An 18599-nucleotide genomic window follows, 5' to 3' on the forward strand; every position below is an offset into this window, starting at 1 on the left:
GCACTTTCACTTTGATTGAGAAAAGAGCTCGTACGGTCTTGCAACAAGAGCCAAATGAAAAGGAGCGAACGAGCCAGCAGCAGGCTTCGGGAGAGCCTGTTGATCCGAATTTGAGGTCCTCCGCCGGGCGTGCGTCCTTTCCAGCTCGCCAGGGGCTGTCCGGTCTGCAACCTGTGATTGCATTCTTCTCCCTGGAGATGAGTGTCCAGGCATTGGGGCAAGCCATGGGATGGCGGCCCGAGAGCCTCATCGGGTTCGAAGATCTTCAGCGTGCGGCTCATCACCTGGGACTTCGCTCGCGCGAGGAAGAGGTCGACCTGAATCTGGCGCCCAGGCGAAAGCTCTGGCCATCTCGAAACAAGGCAAGGGGGTTGGCCATTCCTTGTCTCGTGGTCGCTCCTCATGGGAGCGTGGTCACAGTTGTGGCACGCCGCGATGTGCGCCCCGTATCTTCAGCTAAAGAAACGCTGCACGGAGCAGTCGCGTCGCCACAGCCTACGCAGGACTTCCTCCTGTGGGTTCCTGAAAGCTCGACGTTCAATTGGGTTTCCACAACTGCGCTCACGTCGGAGTACGGGTGTGATGGCGTGCTTTCAACCCTTCGGTTCCGTCAGCCCCTGCATCTGGGGCTATCTGAGAGGAGTTCGAACAGGCGTTTCGGGCTAGGCTGGTTCATACCTATTCTCTGGCGGTATCGCAAGCCGCTCGGGCAGGTGCTGCTCGGTGCATTCCTGCTTCAATTGGTTGCGCTGACGACGCCGCTGTTCAGCCAGGTCATCATCGACAAGGTCTTGATGCACAAGAGTCTGTCGACTTTGCATGTGCTTGGCATTGGCATGGCGGGGCTGATCGTGTTCGAGGCGATTACCAATACGCTGCGCGGCTACATGCTCGCCCACACGTCTGCCCGTCTGGACGCCGGCTTGTCCAGCGATCTTTTTCGGCATCTGCTGAGTCTGCCCATCCGGTACTTCGAGCAACGGCAGGCCGGCGACACTCTGGCGCGCACAAGGGAATTGGAGAACATTCGCGGATTCTTCACCGGCGGTGCGCTGACGACACTCGTTGACGGCCTGTTCATCGGGATCTTCATCGCAGTGATGCTCCTCTACAGCGTCAAGCTCACGGTCGTGACGCTCGTGGGCTTGCCGATCCTGGCTCTGGTCACGCTGGTTGCCCAGCCCATCTTCGCGCGGGCATTGCAGACCAAGTTCGATCGCGGTGCGGAAGCTGGGAGCTTCATGGTCGAAACCATCCATGGCATTCATACAGTGAAGAGTCTGGCCTTGGCGCCGATGTGGCAACGCAGATGGGATCTGCTTGCCGCGAGGCAGGTTGCCGCAGGATTCGATGTCAGCAAATTGGGAAACGCGGCCCAGAGCATTTCGCAGGCAGTGCAGCGCATGTTGACGCTGGCCGTGCTTTGGGTCGGGACCACGCTCGTGATGGACAACGAACTTACTGTCGGCGGCCTGATTGCATTCCAGATGCTCGCAGGGCAGGTGCTTCAGCCTGTCTCGCGCCTTGTAGGTCTCTGGCAGAACTTTCAACAGGTCAAGCTTTCGGTTGATCGCATGGGCGACCTCATGAACGCGCAGGCGGAGCCCAGCAGTTCCAGTGCGCAGGCGATGCCCTTGGTCAAAGGACGCGTGGAATTGCAGTCGATTTCCTTTCGCTATCAAGTCGATGCCCCCCTCGTCCTGCGCGATGTCAGTTTGCTGCTGCAGCCGGGGGACGTCGTGGGCATCGTCGGCCGCTCGGGATGCGGCAAGTCGACACTGACCAAGCTCATTCAGCGGCTGTATGGTGCGGAATCAGGTCGGGTACTGATCGATGGACATGACATCGCGCATGCCGATCCGCAGCAACTGCGTCGCCAGATCGGCGTGGTTCTTCAAGATAGCTTCCTGTTCAGTGGAACGATCGCCGAGAACATCGCCGTGGCTCACCCGGGGCTGGCTTTCGATCGCATCGTTTTCGCGGCTCAGCAAGCAGGTGCGCATGAATTCATCACGGCGTTACCGCAGGGCTATCAAACACCGGTCGGCGAAAGAGGCACTCTTCTTTCGGGCGGTCAGCGCCAGCGCATTGCCATCGCACGTGCATTGACAGGGGACCCGCGAATTCTGATTCTTGACGAGGCCACCAGCGCACTTGATGTCGAAAGCGAGCAGGCCATCCAGGCCAACATGGCGCAGATCTGCAGGGGGCGCACGGTAATCATGATCGCCCATCGTCTTTCGACATTGCGGCATTGCAGCCGGATCGTCGTGCTGGACAGTGGGCAGGTGGTCGAGCAGGGACCGCTGCATGACTTGCTGACGCAGCAGGGTGAGTTTTCCAGGCTTTGGGCCATGCAGCAGCAGGAGCCAATGCCTGTGGCGCGCAAGAGCCCCGCTTCCGTGCGGCCGGAGCGGCATGGAAGTTCGGCGGAGGCTCCGCTGTGAACACCGTGCTGTCGCCCAGGGAGAAGGCCTTCCACAGCCCGACGCTGAGTATCGAGGAGGCGCCCCCGGCCCCCTTTGCCAGTGGATTGATGTGGGCGCTGGCCGCATTGCTGCTTGGCGCAATCGCCTGGGCCTGCATAGGTCAGATCGAGATCGTGGCCACGGCGCCGGGCCGCCTCATTCCGGACGGGCGGGTGAAAGTGCTGCAAACCATCGAGCCGGCACTTGTGCGTGCGATCCATGTGCGGGAAGGTCAGCGCGTGAAGGAGGGAGATCTTTTGATCGAGTTGGATCCCACCTTGTCTCAGGCGGATCTCTCAAGCAGCCAGCAACGGCTGCAGCAGAACCAGCAGCAGATGGCTCGGCTCATGGTGGAGATGAAGGGGCAGCATCTGCCGATGTCGTCGCTCCTCGCGGGCTCCGACATGAACCGCAAGACGCCTGTATTGACGCCTGACCAGCTTGCCACCATCCAGGCCCGCGAGGCCGCTTTCGAGGCAAAGCTCGCCGAGGCAAAGGCGTCAGTCGACGAGAAGACGAAGGCGCTCAAGGCCGCCGAGTCCACGCATACGAAGCTTCGGCTCAACCTGGGACTGGCGATGAAGCGCTACCAACAGAGTCTGGCGCTGGTGAAGGAGGGCTTTTTCAGCGAAGGCGAGCGGCTCAAGCAGGAGCAGGAAGTCGTTGGCCTTGAGCACGATCTGGCGGCGCAAAGCCAGACTTTGTCGCAGCTTGCCGCAGGTCTTCAGGAAGCGCGATTTCGCCAGGCTTCTGTCGAACAGGAGCGAAAGGTGCAGATTCTTGCCGAAGTGGAGCAGGCCAGCAGGGAGCGTGCGAGCCTTCAGGCGGAGTTCGAGAAGGCGCAGCAACTCAATGGACTCAAGACCTTGCGCGCTCCGGTTTCCGGGGTGGTCCAGAGCATTGGAATTGCCACTCTGGGAAGTGCAGTCGCAGCCAACCAGCCGCTTCTGACGATCGTTCCGGAAAACACGCCGCTGATCGCGGAGGTTTTCCTCAGCAATAACGACATTGGCTACGTGAAGTTGGGGCAGCCGGTCGAAGTCAAGCTCGACAGCTTCCCGTTTACGCAGTACGGCGCGGTCGTCGGTACTGTGAAGTGGATCAGTGCTGATGCCGAATTCCAGGATCCACGAGCGCTGGACAAGCAGGTGGGCTCCAGCCAGTCCGGATCGAGCAATCGCAACTTCGAGGGCGGCAATGCCGAGCAACGGACGAACGGTCTTGCCTATCGTGTTCAGATTGCGCTTGCAGGCCCTGACGCGAGCATCTGGGTCAAGGGACGGCCTCAGGCCCTGCAAGCGGGCATGAGCCTGCAGGCCGACATCCAGACTGACAAGCGGCGGTTGATCCAGTTGATCTTGAATCCGCTCGAAAAAGGATGGAACGAAGGCGTTCGAGTCCGGTAGAGCGAGATTCCTGGCGCGATCGTCCCGAAGGGGCGGCAGCCGTCATTTCGCCTTCGGCAGCGCCTTCACTGCATTCAGCATGCGCTCCACATGCTTGTCCGGATTGAGGTTCTGGTAGTAATAGGCCACCTTGCCATCCGGCGCGATCACGTATGACAGGCGGTTGGCGAAGTCCGGCCGGGTCTGCATCAGCGCGTCGAAGCCTTGAATTACCGTCTTGCCTTCGTCGGAGGCGACCGGGAAGCGGCTCTGGCACGACTTGACCGAGAACTTCGACAGGGTACCTATGTCGTCGGCCGAGACGCCGATCACGCTGGCGCCCAGTGCGGCGAACTGGTCGATGGCTTCGGCGAAGGCGTGGGCCTCGATGGAGCAGTCGCTGGAGTCGGCCGCCGGGAAGAAATACACCACCACCGGGCCCTTGGCGAGCGCGTCGGCCAGCGAATAGCGGAAGGTCTTGCCGCCGAGCGCGGCGTTGGCGGTGAACTTGGGCGCCGGGTCGCCGATGTCTAGGGCGGCCCAGGCGGGAGTCGTAAGAGCCGCAAAAAAGGCAAGGCAGGCGATGCGGTGGGGGAGCGAACGAGCCATGATGTAACTCCGCAGCGGTGTGGATCGAATTCTAGGCCGGAGCCTTCCCGAAAAGGGACCTGAAAAGGGGCGGAAAGCGCCTTGAAACCGGCGCGGACCGGCAGGCGTACTGCATGAAGACAAGGGTAGAGAACCACAAGAAAACGACCTCATGGAAGCATCATCATGAACGCCTGGCTCCGATCATTTCTGCGCGCCGCGCTCGCAGGCGTGCTGATTGCCGTGCTCGGTGCCTGCGGCTCGCTGCCCCCGGCGCGGGAGCGCCCCGCGGAGTTCGCCGCCTCCGCCGACCCCTCGACCATGCTGGCGAAGATCGCCGCCGCATCGACGCCGCCCGAGGAGCATTCGGGCTTCCGGCTGATGCCGCTGGGCGTGTATTCGCTCGACGCGCGCATCCAGCTCGCCCAGCGGGCCCAGCGTTCGCTGGTGGTGCAGTACTACCAGCTCGAGAACGACCCCGTCGGCCGGCTGCTGCTGCGCACGTTGCGCGAGGCGGCGATGCGCGGCGTGAAGGTGCGGGTGCTGGTGGACGACCTGTACACGGTGAAGAGCCAGCAGCTGCTGCTGGCGCTGTCGGAGACGCCCAATGTCGACGTGCGCCTGTTCAACCCGTTCTGCTGCGGGCGCAACGGCTTCCTGTCGCGCTTCGCGGCCTCGCCCTGGGAGATTTCGCGGCTCAACCACCGCATGCACAACAAGCTCTTCATCGCCGACGGCGTGATGGCGGTGGTGGGCGGGCGCAACATCTCCGAGGAGTATTTCGTGCTGAACGAGGCGCAGAACTTCATCGACATGGACGCGCTGGTGGTCGGCAAGGTGGTGCCGCAGCTCGAGTCGATCTTCGACGCCTACTGGAACAGCGAGCAGGTCTGGCCCATTGCCGACATCGTGACGGGCGAGGGCGGCCGCAAGCCCACCGGCGCCGACTTCGACAGCTGGGTGGGCATGGCCGCGCCGCCGCCGAAGGTGGTGCTACCGCCCTCCGACATACTCGGCTACGGCCCCATTTCCGAGGAACTCGACGCCGGGCGCATGGGGCTGCTGTGGGGCGAGGCGCGCGCCATCGCCGACCCGCCCACCAAGCCCACGACTATGACGGCGGACGAGGCCATCGCCACCAGCGTCACGATGAAGGTCTGGGAGCTGATGATGGATGCCCGGACGGAGGTCGACCTGACCTCGCCCTACCTCGTGCCGGGCGAGAGGGGCATGGAGGCGTTCCAGGACCTGGCCCGGCGCAAGGTCAAGCTCACGCTGCTGACCAACTCGCTGGCCGCCAACGACGAGCCGCTGGTGCACACCGGCTACGCGCGCTACCGCGAGAAGCTGTTGAAAAGCGGCGCCGACCTGTACGAGCTGAGCCCGCAGCGCACCACCGCGGGCGAGCGCTTCGGCATGTTCGGCAAGTCGCTCGGGCGACTGCATGCCAAGACCGCCGCCATCGACAAGAGGCGCATCTTCATCGGCTCGATGAACCTCGATCCGCGCTCGGCCAGCCAGAACACCGAGATGGGGGTGGTGGTCGACAGCCCGCAGTTGGCGCGCGAGATGCTGCGTGTCATCAACATCAGCAAGCTGCAGAACTCCTACCGGCTTCGGCTGGCCAAGGACACCGGCACCCTGGAATGGCTCACCAACGACGGCGAGAAGGAAATGATCCTGACCACGGAGCCTGAGTCCGGCTTCTTCAAGCGCTTCTACAACATGCTCATTGCGCCGATCGTTCCCGAGATGCTGTTGTAGCCTCGGGGGATGGCGCAGACCTTCACCTCGTTGTCCGCCCCGCAGGTCATGCTGTGGGGCCTGCTTTTCTTCGGCGGGATCTATCTCTGTTTCGGCGCGGCCACCTGGCTGCTGACGAAGCGCGTGCTGCCGGCGCTGGGCGTCGGGCGGGTGCTCGATCCGCGGCCACTGCAGCCGGGGCAGCTTCGGCGGGAGCTGACGCAGTCGGGCGTGTCGGTGCTGATCTTCGGGCTGGGCATGGTGTTTCCGTGGGGGCTGCTGCAGCTGGGCTGGGCGAGGCTCGATCCAGACGCGGGCTGGCGGCAGATCGTGGCGGAAATCTTCGTGCTCGCGATCTGGAACGACGTGCATTTCTGGATCAACCACCGGCTGCTGCACACGCGCTGGCTGCGGCGCTTCCATGGGCCGCACCACCGCTCGTTCGTGACCACGCCGTGGTCGACCTACAGCTTCCACCCGGTCGAGGCGCTGATGCTGGGCAACGTGATCCTGCTGCCGATGGTGGTGCACGATTTCAGCTTCTGGTCGCTGGCGGCGGTGCCGGTGTTCAGCCTGTTCTTCAACTGCGTCGGTCATTCCAACTACGACTTCTTCACGGGCGTCTCGTACAGCCACTGGTTCGCGGCGAGCCGCCGGCATCACCTGCACCACGCGGTGCACAACGGCAACTACGGATTCCAGTTCACCTTCATGGACCGGCTGTTCGGCACGCGCGTGGCGGCCGACGCGGCCGAACCGGTTCTGCAGGCTTTCCGCAAGAAGCATGGCGCGACCACGGCCTGAGGTGAGCCGCCGCCTGCCGAGGTTGCGTCACTGGCGCGACTGGCAGAGCCTTGCCTATCTCGCCGCCTTGCCCGCGCTGGCGGCGTGGCAGTGGTTCCACGGCTTAGACGTGGTGCTTTACGGGCTGATGCTCTTCCTGACGCTGGGCGTCGGTGTGATCCACCACAACCACGTGCATCTGCGCATGTGGCGCAGCCGGCGCCTGAACAGATTGACCGACTTCTGGATCACGCTGCTGCAGGGCCACCCGACCTTCGTGTTCTGGCCCGCGCACGTCGCCAACCATCACCGCCATCGCCATGGCCCGAAGGACGTGGCACGCACCTACCGCTTCGGCGGCGACACCAATCACCTGTGGGGCTACCTGCTGCATCCGTTCCAGGCCGTGTGGGTGCTGATGCCGCTTTTCTTCGCATGGCTCGCCCGGCTGCGGCGGCACCGGCGCGGCGCCTGGCGCTACTGCATGGCGCAGTACGCGCTGTGGCTGGCGAGCTGGGCGGTACTGCTGGCGATCGACTGGCGCAAGGCGCTGCTGTTCGTCATCGTGCCGCAGCTGCACGGCCTGCACTGGCTGCTGGCGACCAACTACCTGCAGCACGCGCACGCCGATGGCCGGAAGCCCGAGCGCGCTCAGGCGCCGGGGGCACCGCGCGATACCGCGGGTAGCCGCCTGAACTACGCACGCAATTTCGAAGGGCTGGTGAACCCCTTGCTGTTCAACATCGGCCTGCACACCGCACACCACGAGAACCCGCATGCCCACTGGTCCGAGCTCACCCGCCTGCATCGCACGCGCTACCGCGCGCAGGTGGACCCCGTGCTCAACGAGGGCGGGCTGGTGCCGTACATGGTGCGCGTCTTCGTGCTGGGGACCGTGTGGCCGCGTTTCCGCAGCCGCCCGCTGATGCCCCGCGATCCATCAACTCTCTGAACCATGCCTGTTTCATTCCAACGCGTGTACCTCGAAAGCGCCGGCTACTTCATGCCGGGCGAGCCCATCCCCAACGACCGCATGGACGCGTACATCGCGCCGCTCAACCGCATGTCGGAGCGCATCAAGCGGCGCATCCTGGCGGAGAACGGCATCCTCACGCGGCACTACGCGATCGATGCCGAAGGCGTGACGCGGCACACCAATGCGCAGCTGGCTGCCGGTGCGATCCGCGACTGCCTGCAGCGCGGCGGCGCCGAGCTCTCGCGTGTGTCGCTGCTGGCCAGCGGCTCCTCGGGCGGCGACACGCTGATGCCCGGCTTTGCCAACATGATCCAGGGCGAACTGGCGGCGCAGCCCATGGAAACGCATTCGGTGCACGGCATCTGCGCGGCGGGCGTGTCGGCGATACAGACGGCGGCGCAGGGCATCGAGTTGGGCGCGCACCGCTCGGCGATGGCGGTGGCCAGCGAGATGCCGTCGCGCCTCTTCAAGCGTTCGCGCTTCGCGGCGCGCGGCTACGAGACCGACTTCGACTCGCACTTCCTGCGCTGGATGCTGTCCGATGGGGCAGGGGCCCTGCTGCTGTCCGATGGCGCATCGGCCCTGGCCGGCTCGCCGGGCCTGCGGCTGAAGCTCAAGTGGGTGCACCAGCGCGCCTTCTCGGGCGACTACCCGGTGTGCATGCAGCTGGGGCTCACCGAGGATCGAGCGCGCGGGCATCTCGATTTCGGCTCCTGGGCCGAGGCCGAGGCGGCGGGGGCCTTGTCGCTGCGGCAGGACATCCGCCTGCTGCCGCACCTGTTCGACATCGGCATCCATGAGTACGCGGGGCTGGTGCGCGACGGCTGGGTCGATCCGAAGCGGGTCGACCATTTCCTGTGCCACTACTCGTCGGAGAAATTCATCCCGGTGGTCGAGGACCTGATGGCCAAGGCCGACCTGTCGATCCCGCGCGAGCGCTGGTGGAGCAACCTCGCATGGCGCGGCAACACGGGCGCGGCGTCGATCCTCGTGATGCTGGCGGAGTTTCTGCACACCAAGGCGCTGAAGCCGGGCGAGCAGATCTTCTGCTACGTGCCGGAGTCGGGGCGCTTCATGGCGGCGTACATGCTGTGGGAGGTGGAGGCCGTCGATGCGGCGCCCGTCGCGGTGGCGCCACGCGCCGCGGCCGTGCCCGACGACGACCTCGTGATCGCGCCCCCGCACGACCCCTCCGCCGCACCCGAGGGCCTGGGCGCGCTGCTGACCGAACTGGCCGCCATCTGGCACGACTACCGCTCGCGTGTCTGGCGCACGCCGCTCGTCCGCCAGATCCGCGAGCGCCGCTTCGCCGTGCCCGACTACCTGAACTGGATGGAGCAATGGGTGCCCCAGGTGCGCGAGGGCAGCAAGTGGATGCGCGAGGGCGCCGCCTCGCTGAGCGAGCCCTACCAGATGCTGGCATCGCTGATCGGCGTGCACGCTGGCGAGGAGCAGAACGACTTCAACATCCTCTTCAGCGACTACCGCAAGGCCGGCGGCACGGTGGAGAACATCGAGGAGCTGCGCCGCAACCCGGGCGGCGAGGCGCTCAACGCCTACCTGCACGGCCTGGCCGCCACGCGCGACCCGATCGGCCTGTTGGGCGCGATCTACATCATCGAAGGCACGGGCCAGCGCATCGTGCCGGCGCTGCTGCCGCTGCTCAAAGCCAGCCTGAAGCTGCCGCCGGACGCCTTCCGCTTCCTGGAATACCACGGCCACAACGACGAGAACCACCTCAGCCGCTGGCTCACGGCGGTGGAGATGGTGATGGCGGTGGAAGGGCAGTCGCGCGCCGCCAGCCAGATCGTCGAGACGGCGCGCCACACGGCCGCGCTGTACCTGATGCAGTTCCAACACATCACGCAGCGGATGCCCCATGGATCGAACGCCTGAATTCCTGAAGCAAGCCCACGACGAGCGCGACCCCAGCCCTTGGCTGGCGCTGTACCTCGACCAGAGCACGCCGCTGCCCGACGACGTCAAGTCCGCCTGGCTGGCTGATTCGAGCTCGGGCTCGCGGCAGTACCTGCTGCCGTTCCTGAGGCCGATCGCGCGGCTGACGATCATCCTGATCCAGATCGCGAAGGTGTTCGTGCCGCGCAACTGGTCGCATTCGATCCTGCTGCACCGGCTGCTGGCCTGGGGGCTGAAGCGGTTCGTGTCGCCGGAGGCCAACTGGCTGATCCTGCGGCACTTCCACCTGGGCTCGCAGATCCTGGCCTTCATCGGGCGCAATTCGCCGGCGCCGGTGGCCACCAATCCGCTGGAGCCGGCCGACATCGACGCGCTGAAGGACGAGATGTTCCTGAAGCACGACCTGAACCTCTTCAACTTCGTGATCAGGCTGAACACCGCGCTGCGCGACAAGGGGCTGGCGCTGTGCAAGGCGGAAAAGGTCGATTTCTCGATGATCAAGGAGCCGGGGCTGCGCCTGGAGGACATGCCCCAGGGCAGGCTGAACTTCCTGGACCTGCAAAGCGCCATCGAACTGTTCACGCCGCTCTACCAGCTGATGCTCACGGACAACGATTTCTGGCGGGCCGCCAATTCCCTGCAACTGGACGAGACCGTCGGCATCTACGCGGCGACCATCCTGAACGCCCCGGAGCACCTGATCCTGGTCAACAACAAGCACCCGCTGGTGCCGCTGTCGACCCTGCGGGCCGGGCACCGGCTGGTGATCCACGGGCTGTCGACCGAAATGCTCCATAGCCTGCTGCAGCGGATGCGCTCGGCGCAGCAAAAGACCGGCCAGCCGGAGACAACCCTGTACGACCAGCCACTTGCATAGGCGTATGCTGCCCCCAGATGGTGACCATGAACACGACCGATAATCCGTCTTCCAGGACCGATCTGGCAGTGACCCATGTGTTGGCGCAACTGCTGGAAAAGCTTGAGCACAGCGCCGTACCCGTTGGGGCGGAGCAGTACCGTTCCGTGGTCGAACACCTCGTGCATGAGTTCGAGGACATCGAGCAGGGCGCCGAACTAGGTCGCCTGCTCGATGCGTATCCGGCCGCGGCCGAGGTGTACGAAAACCTCAATTACAAGCACGCCGGGCTTTGCCGCTCGGCGTTGGACGCTTCCCTGGCGGCCGAAATCGGCGCCCGGGAAGCCATTGCACGCGCAATGCGCCGTGCCGAACCGAACAGCAAGGACAAGATGCATGGCGAAGGGTGAAGTGAAGACGGCAGTGGTAGCGGACGGCCTGCGTTACAAGTCGAAGGCGCCGGGCTCCCCGTTCCGTGCCTCGGCGTCGTTCAGCGGGGCGACCATGTCGTGCTTCATGTGCGGCAAGCACCGCGTGCGCTCCCAGCTGCGCACCCGCCAGGTGCTGGGCAAGTCGCAGACCGTCTGCGCGCCCTCGTGCAAGGCGCTGGACGAAGCCCTCGAATAAGGGCTGCTCGCCGCTCGATGGGGTGCTCAGCTAGCACATCGAGGAGGCATTTTGGCGACATTTCCTCGTGGATAAGTCACGGAATGGCCTTCCCCATTCCTGGGATTCGCTATACAGTTGGACACAAATGATGCATGTAATTGCATGTAATCAAGAATCCTTCTAGTAGCCGATTTCCAATGAATTGCTGCCACGTCGTCCATACCCCCTGCGGGCTACGGAATTCAACCTTTGCCAAGGGGTTTTGCCATGGGTAAGTCGCGCCATGTGGTCATGCAGGTGGTCAGGCGCTCCTCCGGCAGCGCGACGCACCACGTCGAATTCCTGATGGACGACAACTTCGCCGAGCGCCTGCGCCAGCTGCGTTCGCTGGTGCCGCCGCTGAGCAGCCTCAACAAGCAGCGCGACCTGGTCATCGACAAGGTGCGCGTGCGCCTGCCGAACGCGATCTGGCGCTCCGGCAACGAGATCGACATGGACGGTGGCGTGGATGGCTCCTGCATCGTCATCGCCGCCGAAGGCTCGTTCAACTGCGGCGGCAAGGACCGCAAGACGCGCGAGAAGCTCGTGACCTACAACTTCTCCATCGCGCGCCTGATCGAGCTGCATGCCGAGCGCCCCGAGGGCGAAACCCTCTACATCCGCGACGGCGTGTTCGCCAACGACGAGCCGGCCGAATCGCCGGCCGGCCGCTGGGTTGCGTCGATGCACGAGCTGGAAGTGGTGATGCGGGTGCCGGATGCCCCTTCGGACTTCGACACCCTGCACGACCTGCAAATGCGCCCCGAGCACCAGCAGGCCGGTGGCAACACGACGACCCGCGCCACCTTCTTCTGAGCGACTGAGTGCGGCTCCGGCGCCGTCAGCGCGCGGCCGCCGCCTCGGGTGCTCCGCCCACCGGCGTGTACTGCGCCCGGTTGTCTTCAAGCCAGCGTTCCGACAGGCTGCTGTCCTGCTGCATCGGATGGAAGTCCGCGCGCAGGTAGCTGCGCCAGCCAGCGAGGTTGCCGCGCAGCAGGCCGTTGCGGCTCAGCAGGATGCGCGCGGCGCTCTTCCAGGTGGACCATTTCCACAGCTGCTTTTCGTGGCGCAGGTTGTCGATGGTCTGGCGCATCAGGTCGCCCAGGAACATCATCGTGACGCGCCGGAACCAGCGCGTACGCCATTCGTCGGAGCCGCCCGCGGCCTTGTAGATGTCGAAGGCCACGCTCTTGTGTTCGAGCTCTTCGGCGCTGTGCCACAGCCACATGGTGCGCAGCCGGGGCTCGGCCCCGTCGAGGACCTCGGGGCGGGCCAGCAGCCATTCCGCGAACATGGCCGTGAAGTGCTCGGTGGCTGCCGTCACCGCCAGCGCATGGCGTGGATCGGCGCCTTCCATCAGTTCCATGCGCTTGCTGGCGCGGGCCGTCCAGCGGTCGACCAGGCCCTGGTTCTCGAGATGGTTGTTGAAGAGTGAATGGATGCGCCGGTGCGTGGCTTCCTGCCCGATGAAGCCGCGTACGTCGGCCTTGTGCTGCTCCTGGACCTCAGGCGGCAGCGTGGCGACGGCGTCGCGCACCGCGTCGATGAAGAACTGCTCGCCGAAGGGGAAGCTCATCGACAGCGCGTTGAAGAAAGCGGTCGAGAATGCGTCGCCGCCGCACCAGTCGCGGGCGAAGGGCGGTTGCAGGTCGATCAACAGGCGGCGGACAACGAGATCGGTCATGAGAACAAGCCTCGGAAAAAGCACTGAATGCGTGGAGCGGGATTGCTGGTACAACTTCGTACCGCTTGCTGCCATGTTGCAATTGTGAATTGGTACTGTCAAGTACCCGTGCGTAGGAAAATGTGTCGTCCATGAGCGAAACCATCGAAAAAGCAGCTCCGTCCAGGCCCGCCGAGGGCGCCGGGAGCGAGCACTACGCACGCCTGCTGCAGGGCATGGCGCATGCCGTGGCGGCCAAGGGCTATGCCGAGACCACCATTGCGGACATCGTGCGCGAGGCCGCCGTGTCGCGCCGTACCTTCTACGAGCACTTCAGCACCAAGACCGAGTGCCTGATCGCGCTCTATGAAACCGCCAGCCGCCTCGCGCTGCAGACGGTGAGCGAGGCCTTCGACCCGGCGCAGCCGTGGCACGCGCAGGTCGAGCACGCGATGACGGCGTATTTCGATTACCTCGCGCAAGACCCGGTGCTGCTGCGCACGCTGTTCGTGGAGATCCTGGGCCTCGGAATGCCGGGGCTCGTGGTGCGGCGACGGGTGAACGACGAGATCGCCAACTTCATCCAGGTTGCCATCAACACCAGCAGCAACGGCAGTGCGGAAGAGCCCGCAGCGCATCTCACGAGCGAGATGGCGATGACGGTGGTGGGCGGCATCAACGAACTGGTGCTGCAGGCCATCGAGCAGAACCGCGCGGGCGACCTGCGCGAACTGGTGGCGCCCGCCACGCGGCTGGTGCGCGCCGTGGCCGCCGAGAGCCGGCGCTAAGACTGCTTCGGCGTTGTTGCGGCGAGCCGCAGCGTCAAAAGGCCCGCCAGGGTCAGCGACAGCAGCACGCCCAGATGGGGCAGCACGTCATGCAGCGGCGCGCCCATCTGGTTGAGCCGCAGCGAGGCCTGGATGCCCGCCGTGCTCGGAAAGAGCCAGCGCAGCGCCTGAAGCGGCTCCGGCAGGGCCTCCACGGGCCATGAGAAACCCGACAGAAAAGCCATTGGCAGCGCGGTGAACAGCAGCACCTGCAAGGCCCGTTCGCGGTCGCGGAACCAGCAGCCCAGCAGCAGGCCCAGCGTGCAGATCGCCGGCACGTAGAACGCGAGCAGCACCAGCGCTCCCCACGGATTGCCTCCGCGCGGATAGTCCTGCAGGAAGAACACCCAGCCGAAGTAGAAGACGCCGCTCAGGAAGCCGAAGCCCGAGAGCGCTCCCAGCCGCCCCAGCCAGGCGCCCATGGAGGCGCGCAGCCGCCCGGCCTCGGCCCATGTGCCCGCCAGCATCGCCACGCCCATCAACAGCGTCTGCTGCAGGATCAGCAGGGCTACCGCCGGCACCACGTAGCTGCCGTAGCCCTCGGTCGGGTTGAACAGCGCGACGAGCTGCGTATTGAGCGGACTGCGGCCGCGCGCCGCCTGGATCGCGCTCTGGCCGCCGGCCTGCAGCTTGCGGATCTCCACGCCCGCCGACACCGTGCCGACGGCCTCCGAGAAGCCGTACAGCACCGCCTTGTTGAGCAGCGCATAGGCGCCGTTGCCCTCGATGGTGACGACGGCAGAGGTGCCGCGCAGCACGCTGCGCTTCAGGTCGGCTGGCAGCAGCGCGTAGCCCTCGATCTCGCCGCGCCACAGCGCCTGCTGCGCCTCGCCCACGTCACCGGTGACCATGCGCACGTCCAGCCGCGGGTTGGCCATCGCGAAGCGCGCGATCTGCCTCGACAGGCCGGTGTGGTCCTGGTCGACCACCGCCACCGGCACGCGCGTCACGGCCTGCGTGCCGTAGGGCCAGGGATAGAAGAAGCCGTAGATGATGGGCGCGAGCAGCATGATCAGCAGCACGCCCTTGTCGCGCAGCACTGCCAGCGCGGTCTCGCGCCATGCAGAGCTGAAGCGAAGCCGTTCGTCAGCCATCAGCGTCCACCCCAGCTTTCAGGCGCCTTGGCGGCCTTCACCAGCGCCGCAGCGCACGCGGCAAGCAGCGCGCCCGTGGCCAGCACCATCCACAGCGGCGTCGCCACCGAGTACGACACCGGCGCGCCCATCTGCAGCTGCTCCATCTGCACGCGGATGTAGTGCGTGTAGGGCAGCAGGTTCGCCCAGACCTGCGCCAGCACGGGCATCGCGACCAGCGGAAAGCCCACGCCGCCAAACGCGAAGGCCGGCGCCGTGATAAAGCCCGTGGCCGACAGGGCCGTGCGCAGCGAGCGCGTGAGCGCCGCCACGAAGGCCCCCAGCGCGATCGACAGCGCCAGGAAGACGACCAGCGCGAAGAGCGTCCATCCGAGCGAGCCGACCGGATGCCAGCCCCGTCCCGCGGTGATCCACAGCATCGCCGCCAGCGCCACCACCGAAAGGCTCGTGAACGGCAGCGCCAGCTTGCCCGCCAGCGCGGCCAGCACCTCGTGCCAGCGCGGCGAAGCGCCAAGCCATTCGCCGATGCTGCGGTCGCGCAGCTCGCGGCCCACGGCCCAGGCACCAGCGGTCATCGCGAGGATGTGCAGCAGCGCCGGAATGAGCGCGGCACCCAGAAACTGCTCGTAGTCGGTCGACGTGTTGAACAGCGCCACCATGCTCGCCTTGATCGGTTCCATGCTCACGCGCGCGGCCTTCATCGACTCGCCGCGCTTGTTGCGCACCGTGAGCTCGACCCCGCCCGAGACGGTGCCCACAGCGGTGCGCACGTCTCGCTGGATCAGGCTCGAATGCGTGCCGAGCTGCGCGTTGTGCAGCAGCACGATCTGGCCGACGCGGCCCTGCTTCACGTCGCGGCTCAGTTCACGCGGCAGCTGCACCGCTGCGTCGACGGCGCCGCTGGTGAGCGCGCGCGCCATCTCGCCTTCGTCGCTGTAGCGCTGCGCCACGCGCAGGCCGGGCGTGGCGTCGAGGAAGCGCACCACCTGCCGCGAGAGCGAGGAGTGGTCCTGGTCGAGCACGCCGATCGGCAGGCGCTCGGGCAGGCCGGCCGAGAAGATCCACCAGATCAGGAACACCGCGAGCAGCGGCACCCAGGAGATCATGGCCAGGTCCCACGGACGCGTGCGCAGCAGCGCGAATTCGCGCCGTGCGCTGGCGGTGGAGAAGCCGCGGAGGCTCATGGAAGGAATCCGTGCCGCCGCGATCAGTCCACGAGCACGCTCATGCCCGGCCGTGCGCCTTCGATGGGCTTGAGCGGACGCGCGCGGACCTCGAAGGTGCGCACGTCGAAGCCGGTGCCGCCGCGGGTGGCGCGCCATGTCGCGAAGTCGGGCAGCACGGCGCTGTAGTAGACCTTGAAGCGTGCGGTGCGCCTGCCTTCGGGCAGCGCGGGCAGGTGGGCGTCGAACTCGTTGCCCAGCGCGAAGCGGGAAAGGCGGTCTTCGCGCACGTTGAGCACCACCCACTGGTCGTTCAGGTCGACCACCGTGACCACCGCCACGCCCTGCGGCGACAGTTCGCCGACCTTGGCCAGCACCTTGGCCACTTCGCCGGCCACGGGGCTGCGCAGCTCTGTCTCGGCCTTGGCGGCTTCGGCTTCTGCCACCACACCGGCGACCTGGCGGGCCTGCGCGCTCGCTGCGGCCTTGTCCTCGGGCCGGGCACCGGTGCGCGCCATGTCGTACTGCGCCTTCGCCGCGATGGCGGCGTCGCGCGAAGCCTTCCAGTTGGCCTCGGCTTCGTCGCGCTTCTGGTCGGCCACCAGGCCCTCGCGCGCGAGTCCGTCGACGCGGCGGAAGGAGGTCTGCGCAAGCTGCGCAGCGGTTTCTGCGCGCTGCCACTGCATGCGCGCCATTTCCACTTCCTGCGGGCGGGCGCCGTTCTGCGCCTTCTCGGCGACGGCCTGCGCGGCCTGCTCGGCGGCGGTGGCCTGCGCGAGCTTGGCGCGCACCTCGGGGCTGTCCATGCGAACCAGCACCGTGCCGGCCTGGATGCGGTCGCCTTCCTTCACCGGCACTTCGGCGACGCGCGCGGTCACCTTGCCCGCGACGTCGGTCTCGCGCGCTTCCATCTGGCCCTGGAACACCTCGGGCGCCGGGCGCGAGGCGCGCCAGAAACCCCAGACGAGCAGCGCCAGCATGAGCAGGGCGGCGAATATCGCGATCAGTTTTCGGGTCTTGGCACTCATCATCAATTCACCTTCACGTCGGCACGTGCGATGTAGTCGGAAAACTTCTCGGAAAGCCCCGCGCTCTCGAGCAGCTGCGCGAGCGCCTGCACGTAGTCGTTGGCGGCCTGCGCGCGTTCGGTCAGCACCTTGGCCTGGTTGGTCTCTGCGTCGATCAGGTCGAGCGTGGTGCTCGTGCCTTCGCGCAGGCCGGCGGTGCGCAGCTTCACGACTTCCTGCGCGAGCTCGACCGAGGCCTTCATCTCCAGGTACTGGCGCCGCGCGTTCTCCAGCGCGCGCCAGTTGCGCTCGACCAGCAGCGAGATGTCGCTGCGCGCCTGCGCATCGGTGCGCTCGGCCTGCTCGACCTGCTTGAGCGAGGCGGCGGAGAGTTTGTCGCGGTCCACCGAGTCGTACAGCGTCCAGCGCACGCCGACGCCCGCCACCCAGTCGGCGTTGCCGCTCTTGAGCTCGCGCGTGCCGAAGGCGATCACCTGCGGGCGGCGCAGCGCCTCTTCGCCCTCATGCAGCTGCTCGGCCTGCGACTTCTTGGCCGCGACCTTGTCCAGGCCCGGGTGCCGCGTGAGCGCCGAATCGATGAAGTAGTTCAGCGGCTCGATCGGCGTGCTGATGAGAAAGAGCGGCGTCTGCGGCGCCACGCTGCCGTCGGCGCGCACGGTGCGGGCCAGCGCGACGGAAGCCAGCGCCGCGTCGTTCTCGGCCTTGCGCGCGTTGCGGCGGGCTTCTTCATACGCGGCGCTGGCCTGCAGCCGCTCGACGCGCGAGATCACGCCGGCGGCCAGCATCTTCTGCGCGGCCGAGTCGTGCTGCGCGATGGTGCGCTCGGCCTGCAGGCGCAGGGCGGCAGCGCGGCGGGCGAGCTGCGCGCCGAAGTAGCGCTGCACGAGCAGGGTGTCGACCTCGTGGCCGGCCTGCTCGGCATCGGCCTGCGCCTCGCGCGTCTGGGCCGAGACGAAGCCGCGCACCGCGTCGGTCGCGCCGCCCACGTAGATCGGCCACACGGCCGATATCGACGCGTTGGTGCCGGTGTCATGGCGGTTGAGCGTGTAGCTGTTGGGTAGCTGCGGAATCGGCACGCGCGCGATCACGCTCTGGATGGACGACGGCAGCGCCGAGCCCAGCTGCCCGAGCCGCTGGTTGAGCGGATCGAGGTCGAGGTTCAGGTTCGCGTTGTAGGCATAGGCCAGCGCGGAGACGCTGACCGACGGGCCGCCCAGCCGCTTGAGGCCCTGGCTCTGCAGCTCTTTCGCGTCGACGGCGGCGCGCGCGGCGGCCAGCTTGTCCGAGCGGTCGATCATGCGGGCGCGCGCCGCGTCGAAGCTCAGGGAGAGGATGTCGTCGTTCGCGGCCTGGGCTTGCGCGGCGGCCGCGCCGCTCAGGACGAGCAGGGCCGGCAGCAGGCGCAGCGAACAGGAGCGCAAGACGTGGTGGAGTGGTGTCATCGTTTCGGGTGGCGTGCA

Annotated in this window: 17 protein-coding genes; 11 read left to right on the plus strand and 6 right to left on the minus strand. The window is 66.2% G+C overall.

Annotated features, from left to right (window positions below; genetic code table 11):
• The first annotated feature begins 38 nt into the window (after positions 1 to 38).
• Entirely contained in the window at positions 39 to 2447 is a 2409-nt protein-coding gene (locus FHT32_RS05770; RefSeq protein ID WP_176663697.1) for a peptidase domain-containing ABC transporter, read from the plus strand.
• Positions 2444 to 3874 carry an HlyD family type I secretion periplasmic adaptor subunit gene (locus FHT32_RS05775; protein WP_176663698.1) on the plus strand — a complete coding sequence of 477 codons (1431 nt, stop codon included), beginning with the start codon at positions 2444 to 2446 and terminating at the stop codon, positions 3872 to 3874. The genes FHT32_RS05770 and FHT32_RS05775 overlap by 4 nt, the downstream gene beginning before the upstream one ends.
• Positions 3875 to 3916: 42 nt before the next feature.
• Here the strand turns inward: FHT32_RS05775 and FHT32_RS05780 are convergent, their stop codons facing one another.
• Positions 3917 to 4462 carry a peroxiredoxin gene (locus FHT32_RS05780; RefSeq protein WP_218088118.1) on the minus strand — a complete coding sequence of 182 codons (546 nt, stop codon included), beginning with the start codon at positions 4460 to 4462 and terminating at the stop codon, positions 3917 to 3919.
• Positions 4463 to 4627: 165 nt separating this feature from the next.
• On the opposite strand from FHT32_RS05780, the gene FHT32_RS05785 reads away from it, so the two are divergent.
• From FHT32_RS05785 to FHT32_RS05820, 8 genes are all read left to right on the plus strand, one after another.
• A complete protein-coding gene (locus FHT32_RS05785; protein ID WP_176663699.1) occupies positions 4628 to 6205 on the plus strand; it encodes a phospholipase D family protein in 1578 nt (525 codons plus the stop codon).
• A gap of 9 nt (positions 6206 to 6214) precedes the next feature.
• A complete protein-coding gene (locus FHT32_RS05790) occupies positions 6215 to 6988 on the plus strand; it encodes a sterol desaturase family protein (protein ID WP_176663700.1) in 774 nt (257 codons plus the stop codon).
• Positions 6969 to 7919, plus strand: coding sequence for a fatty acid desaturase (locus tag FHT32_RS05795; protein ID WP_176663701.1), 951 nt, complete (start codon positions 6969 to 6971; stop codon positions 7917 to 7919). Before FHT32_RS05790 ends, FHT32_RS05795 begins: the two co-directional genes overlap by 20 nt.
• A 3-nt stretch (positions 7920 to 7922) precedes the next feature.
• Positions 7923 to 9839, plus strand: a complete 1917-nt coding sequence (locus tag FHT32_RS05800) for an iron-containing redox enzyme family protein (protein ID WP_176663702.1) — start codon at positions 7923 to 7925, stop codon at positions 9837 to 9839.
• Positions 9823 to 10737 carry a hypothetical protein gene (locus FHT32_RS05805; RefSeq protein WP_176663703.1) on the plus strand — a complete coding sequence of 305 codons (915 nt, stop codon included), beginning with the start codon at positions 9823 to 9825 and terminating at the stop codon, positions 10735 to 10737. The genes FHT32_RS05800 and FHT32_RS05805 overlap by 17 nt, the downstream gene beginning before the upstream one ends.
• 17 nt (positions 10738 to 10754) lie before the next feature.
• Positions 10755 to 11126 carry a hypothetical protein gene (locus FHT32_RS05810; RefSeq protein WP_176663704.1) on the plus strand — a complete coding sequence of 124 codons (372 nt, stop codon included), beginning with the start codon at positions 10755 to 10757 and terminating at the stop codon, positions 11124 to 11126.
• Positions 11113 to 11343: a hypothetical protein gene (locus FHT32_RS05815; RefSeq protein WP_019653008.1), complete on the plus strand. Its 231-nt coding sequence runs from the start codon at positions 11113 to 11115 to the stop codon at positions 11341 to 11343. Before FHT32_RS05810 ends, FHT32_RS05815 begins: the two co-directional genes overlap by 14 nt.
• Before the next feature lie 249 nt (positions 11344 to 11592).
• The gene (locus tag FHT32_RS05820; protein ID WP_176663705.1) at positions 11593 to 12180 is read left to right on the plus strand and encodes a hypothetical protein; all 588 of its coding nucleotides are present in this window, start codon (positions 11593 to 11595) and stop codon (positions 12178 to 12180) included.
• A 25-nt stretch (positions 12181 to 12205) separates the two neighbouring features.
• On the opposite strand, the gene FHT32_RS05825 is transcribed toward FHT32_RS05820, so the two are convergent.
• Positions 12206 to 13048, minus strand: a complete 843-nt coding sequence (locus FHT32_RS05825; protein WP_176663706.1) for a metal-dependent hydrolase — start codon at positions 13046 to 13048, stop codon at positions 12206 to 12208.
• Between the two features lie 131 nt (positions 13049 to 13179).
• Between FHT32_RS05825 and FHT32_RS05830 the strand changes: the two genes are divergently transcribed.
• The gene (locus tag FHT32_RS05830) at positions 13180 to 13815 is read left to right on the plus strand and encodes a TetR/AcrR family transcriptional regulator (RefSeq protein WP_176663707.1); all 636 of its coding nucleotides are present in this window, start codon (positions 13180 to 13182) and stop codon (positions 13813 to 13815) included.
• Here the strand turns inward: FHT32_RS05830 and FHT32_RS05835 are convergent.
• The 4 genes from FHT32_RS05835 to FHT32_RS05850 are packed head-to-tail and all read right to left on the minus strand — an operon-like array spanning position 13812 to position 18581.
• Complete coding sequence (locus tag FHT32_RS05835) at positions 13812 to 14948, minus strand: ABC transporter permease (RefSeq protein ID WP_176663708.1); 1137 nt, start codon at positions 14946 to 14948, stop codon at positions 13812 to 13814. The two genes, FHT32_RS05830 and FHT32_RS05835, sit on opposite strands and share 4 nt — an antisense overlap.
• A complete protein-coding gene (locus FHT32_RS05840) occupies positions 14948 to 16132 on the minus strand; it encodes an ABC transporter permease (RefSeq protein ID WP_176663709.1) in 1185 nt (394 codons plus the stop codon). The genes FHT32_RS05835 and FHT32_RS05840 overlap by 1 nt, the downstream gene beginning before the upstream one ends.
• Positions 16133 to 16155: 23 nt before the next feature.
• Complete coding sequence (locus tag FHT32_RS05845; RefSeq protein ID WP_176663710.1) at positions 16156 to 17142, minus strand: HlyD family secretion protein; 987 nt, start codon at positions 17140 to 17142, stop codon at positions 16156 to 16158.
• Positions 17142 to 18581 (minus strand): TolC family protein, encoded by a 1440-nt coding sequence (locus FHT32_RS05850; RefSeq protein ID WP_176663711.1) that lies wholly within the window; start codon positions 18579 to 18581, stop codon positions 17142 to 17144. Before FHT32_RS05850 ends, FHT32_RS05845 begins: the two co-directional genes overlap by 1 nt.
• Positions 18582 to 18599: the final 18 nt, after the last annotated feature.

The organism is Variovorax sp. SG517, from assembly GCF_013376045.1.
In the GTDB taxonomy this organism is placed as follows: domain Bacteria; phylum Pseudomonadota; class Gammaproteobacteria; order Burkholderiales; family Burkholderiaceae_C; genus Variovorax.

Bases quoted from the DNA above. Each gene is read 5' to 3' on its own strand.
- FHT32_RS05825 (WP_176663706.1), bottom strand. From the start codon at position 13,048: ATGACCGATCTCGTTGTCCGCCGCCTGTTGATCGACCTGCAACCGCCC.
- FHT32_RS05790 (WP_176663700.1), top strand. From the start codon at position 6,215: ATGGCGCAGACCTTCACCTCGTTGTCCGCCCCGCAGGTCATGCTGTGG.
- FHT32_RS05785 (WP_176663699.1), top strand. From the start codon at position 4,628: ATGAACGCCTGGCTCCGATCATTTCTGCGCGCCGCGCTCGCAGGCGTG.
- FHT32_RS05815 (WP_019653008.1), top strand. From the start codon at position 11,113: ATGGCGAAGGGTGAAGTGAAGACGGCAGTGGTAGCGGACGGCCTGCGT.
- FHT32_RS05780 (WP_218088118.1), bottom strand. From the start codon at position 4,462: ATGGCTCGTTCGCTCCCCCACCGCATCGCCTGCCTTGCCTTTTTTGCG.
- FHT32_RS05810 (WP_176663704.1), top strand. From the start codon at position 10,755: ATGGTGACCATGAACACGACCGATAATCCGTCTTCCAGGACCGATCTG.
- FHT32_RS05800 (WP_176663702.1), top strand. From the start codon at position 7,923: ATGCCTGTTTCATTCCAACGCGTGTACCTCGAAAGCGCCGGCTACTTC.
- FHT32_RS05840 (WP_176663709.1), bottom strand. From the start codon at position 16,132: ATGAGCCTCCGCGGCTTCTCCACCGCCAGCGCACGGCGCGAATTCGCG.
- FHT32_RS05830 (WP_176663707.1), top strand. From the start codon at position 13,180: ATGAGCGAAACCATCGAAAAAGCAGCTCCGTCCAGGCCCGCCGAGGGC.
- FHT32_RS05850 (WP_176663711.1), bottom strand. From the start codon at position 18,581: ATGACACCACTCCACCACGTCTTGCGCTCCTGTTCGCTGCGCCTGCTG.
- FHT32_RS05805 (WP_176663703.1), top strand. From the start codon at position 9,823: ATGGATCGAACGCCTGAATTCCTGAAGCAAGCCCACGACGAGCGCGAC.
- FHT32_RS05795 (WP_176663701.1), top strand. From the start codon at position 6,969: ATGGCGCGACCACGGCCTGAGGTGAGCCGCCGCCTGCCGAGGTTGCGT.
- FHT32_RS05820 (WP_176663705.1), top strand. From the start codon at position 11,593: ATGGGTAAGTCGCGCCATGTGGTCATGCAGGTGGTCAGGCGCTCCTCC.
- FHT32_RS05845 (WP_176663710.1), bottom strand. From the start codon at position 17,142: ATGATGAGTGCCAAGACCCGAAAACTGATCGCGATATTCGCCGCCCTG.
- FHT32_RS05835 (WP_176663708.1), bottom strand. From the start codon at position 14,948: ATGGCTGACGAACGGCTTCGCTTCAGCTCTGCATGGCGCGAGACCGCG.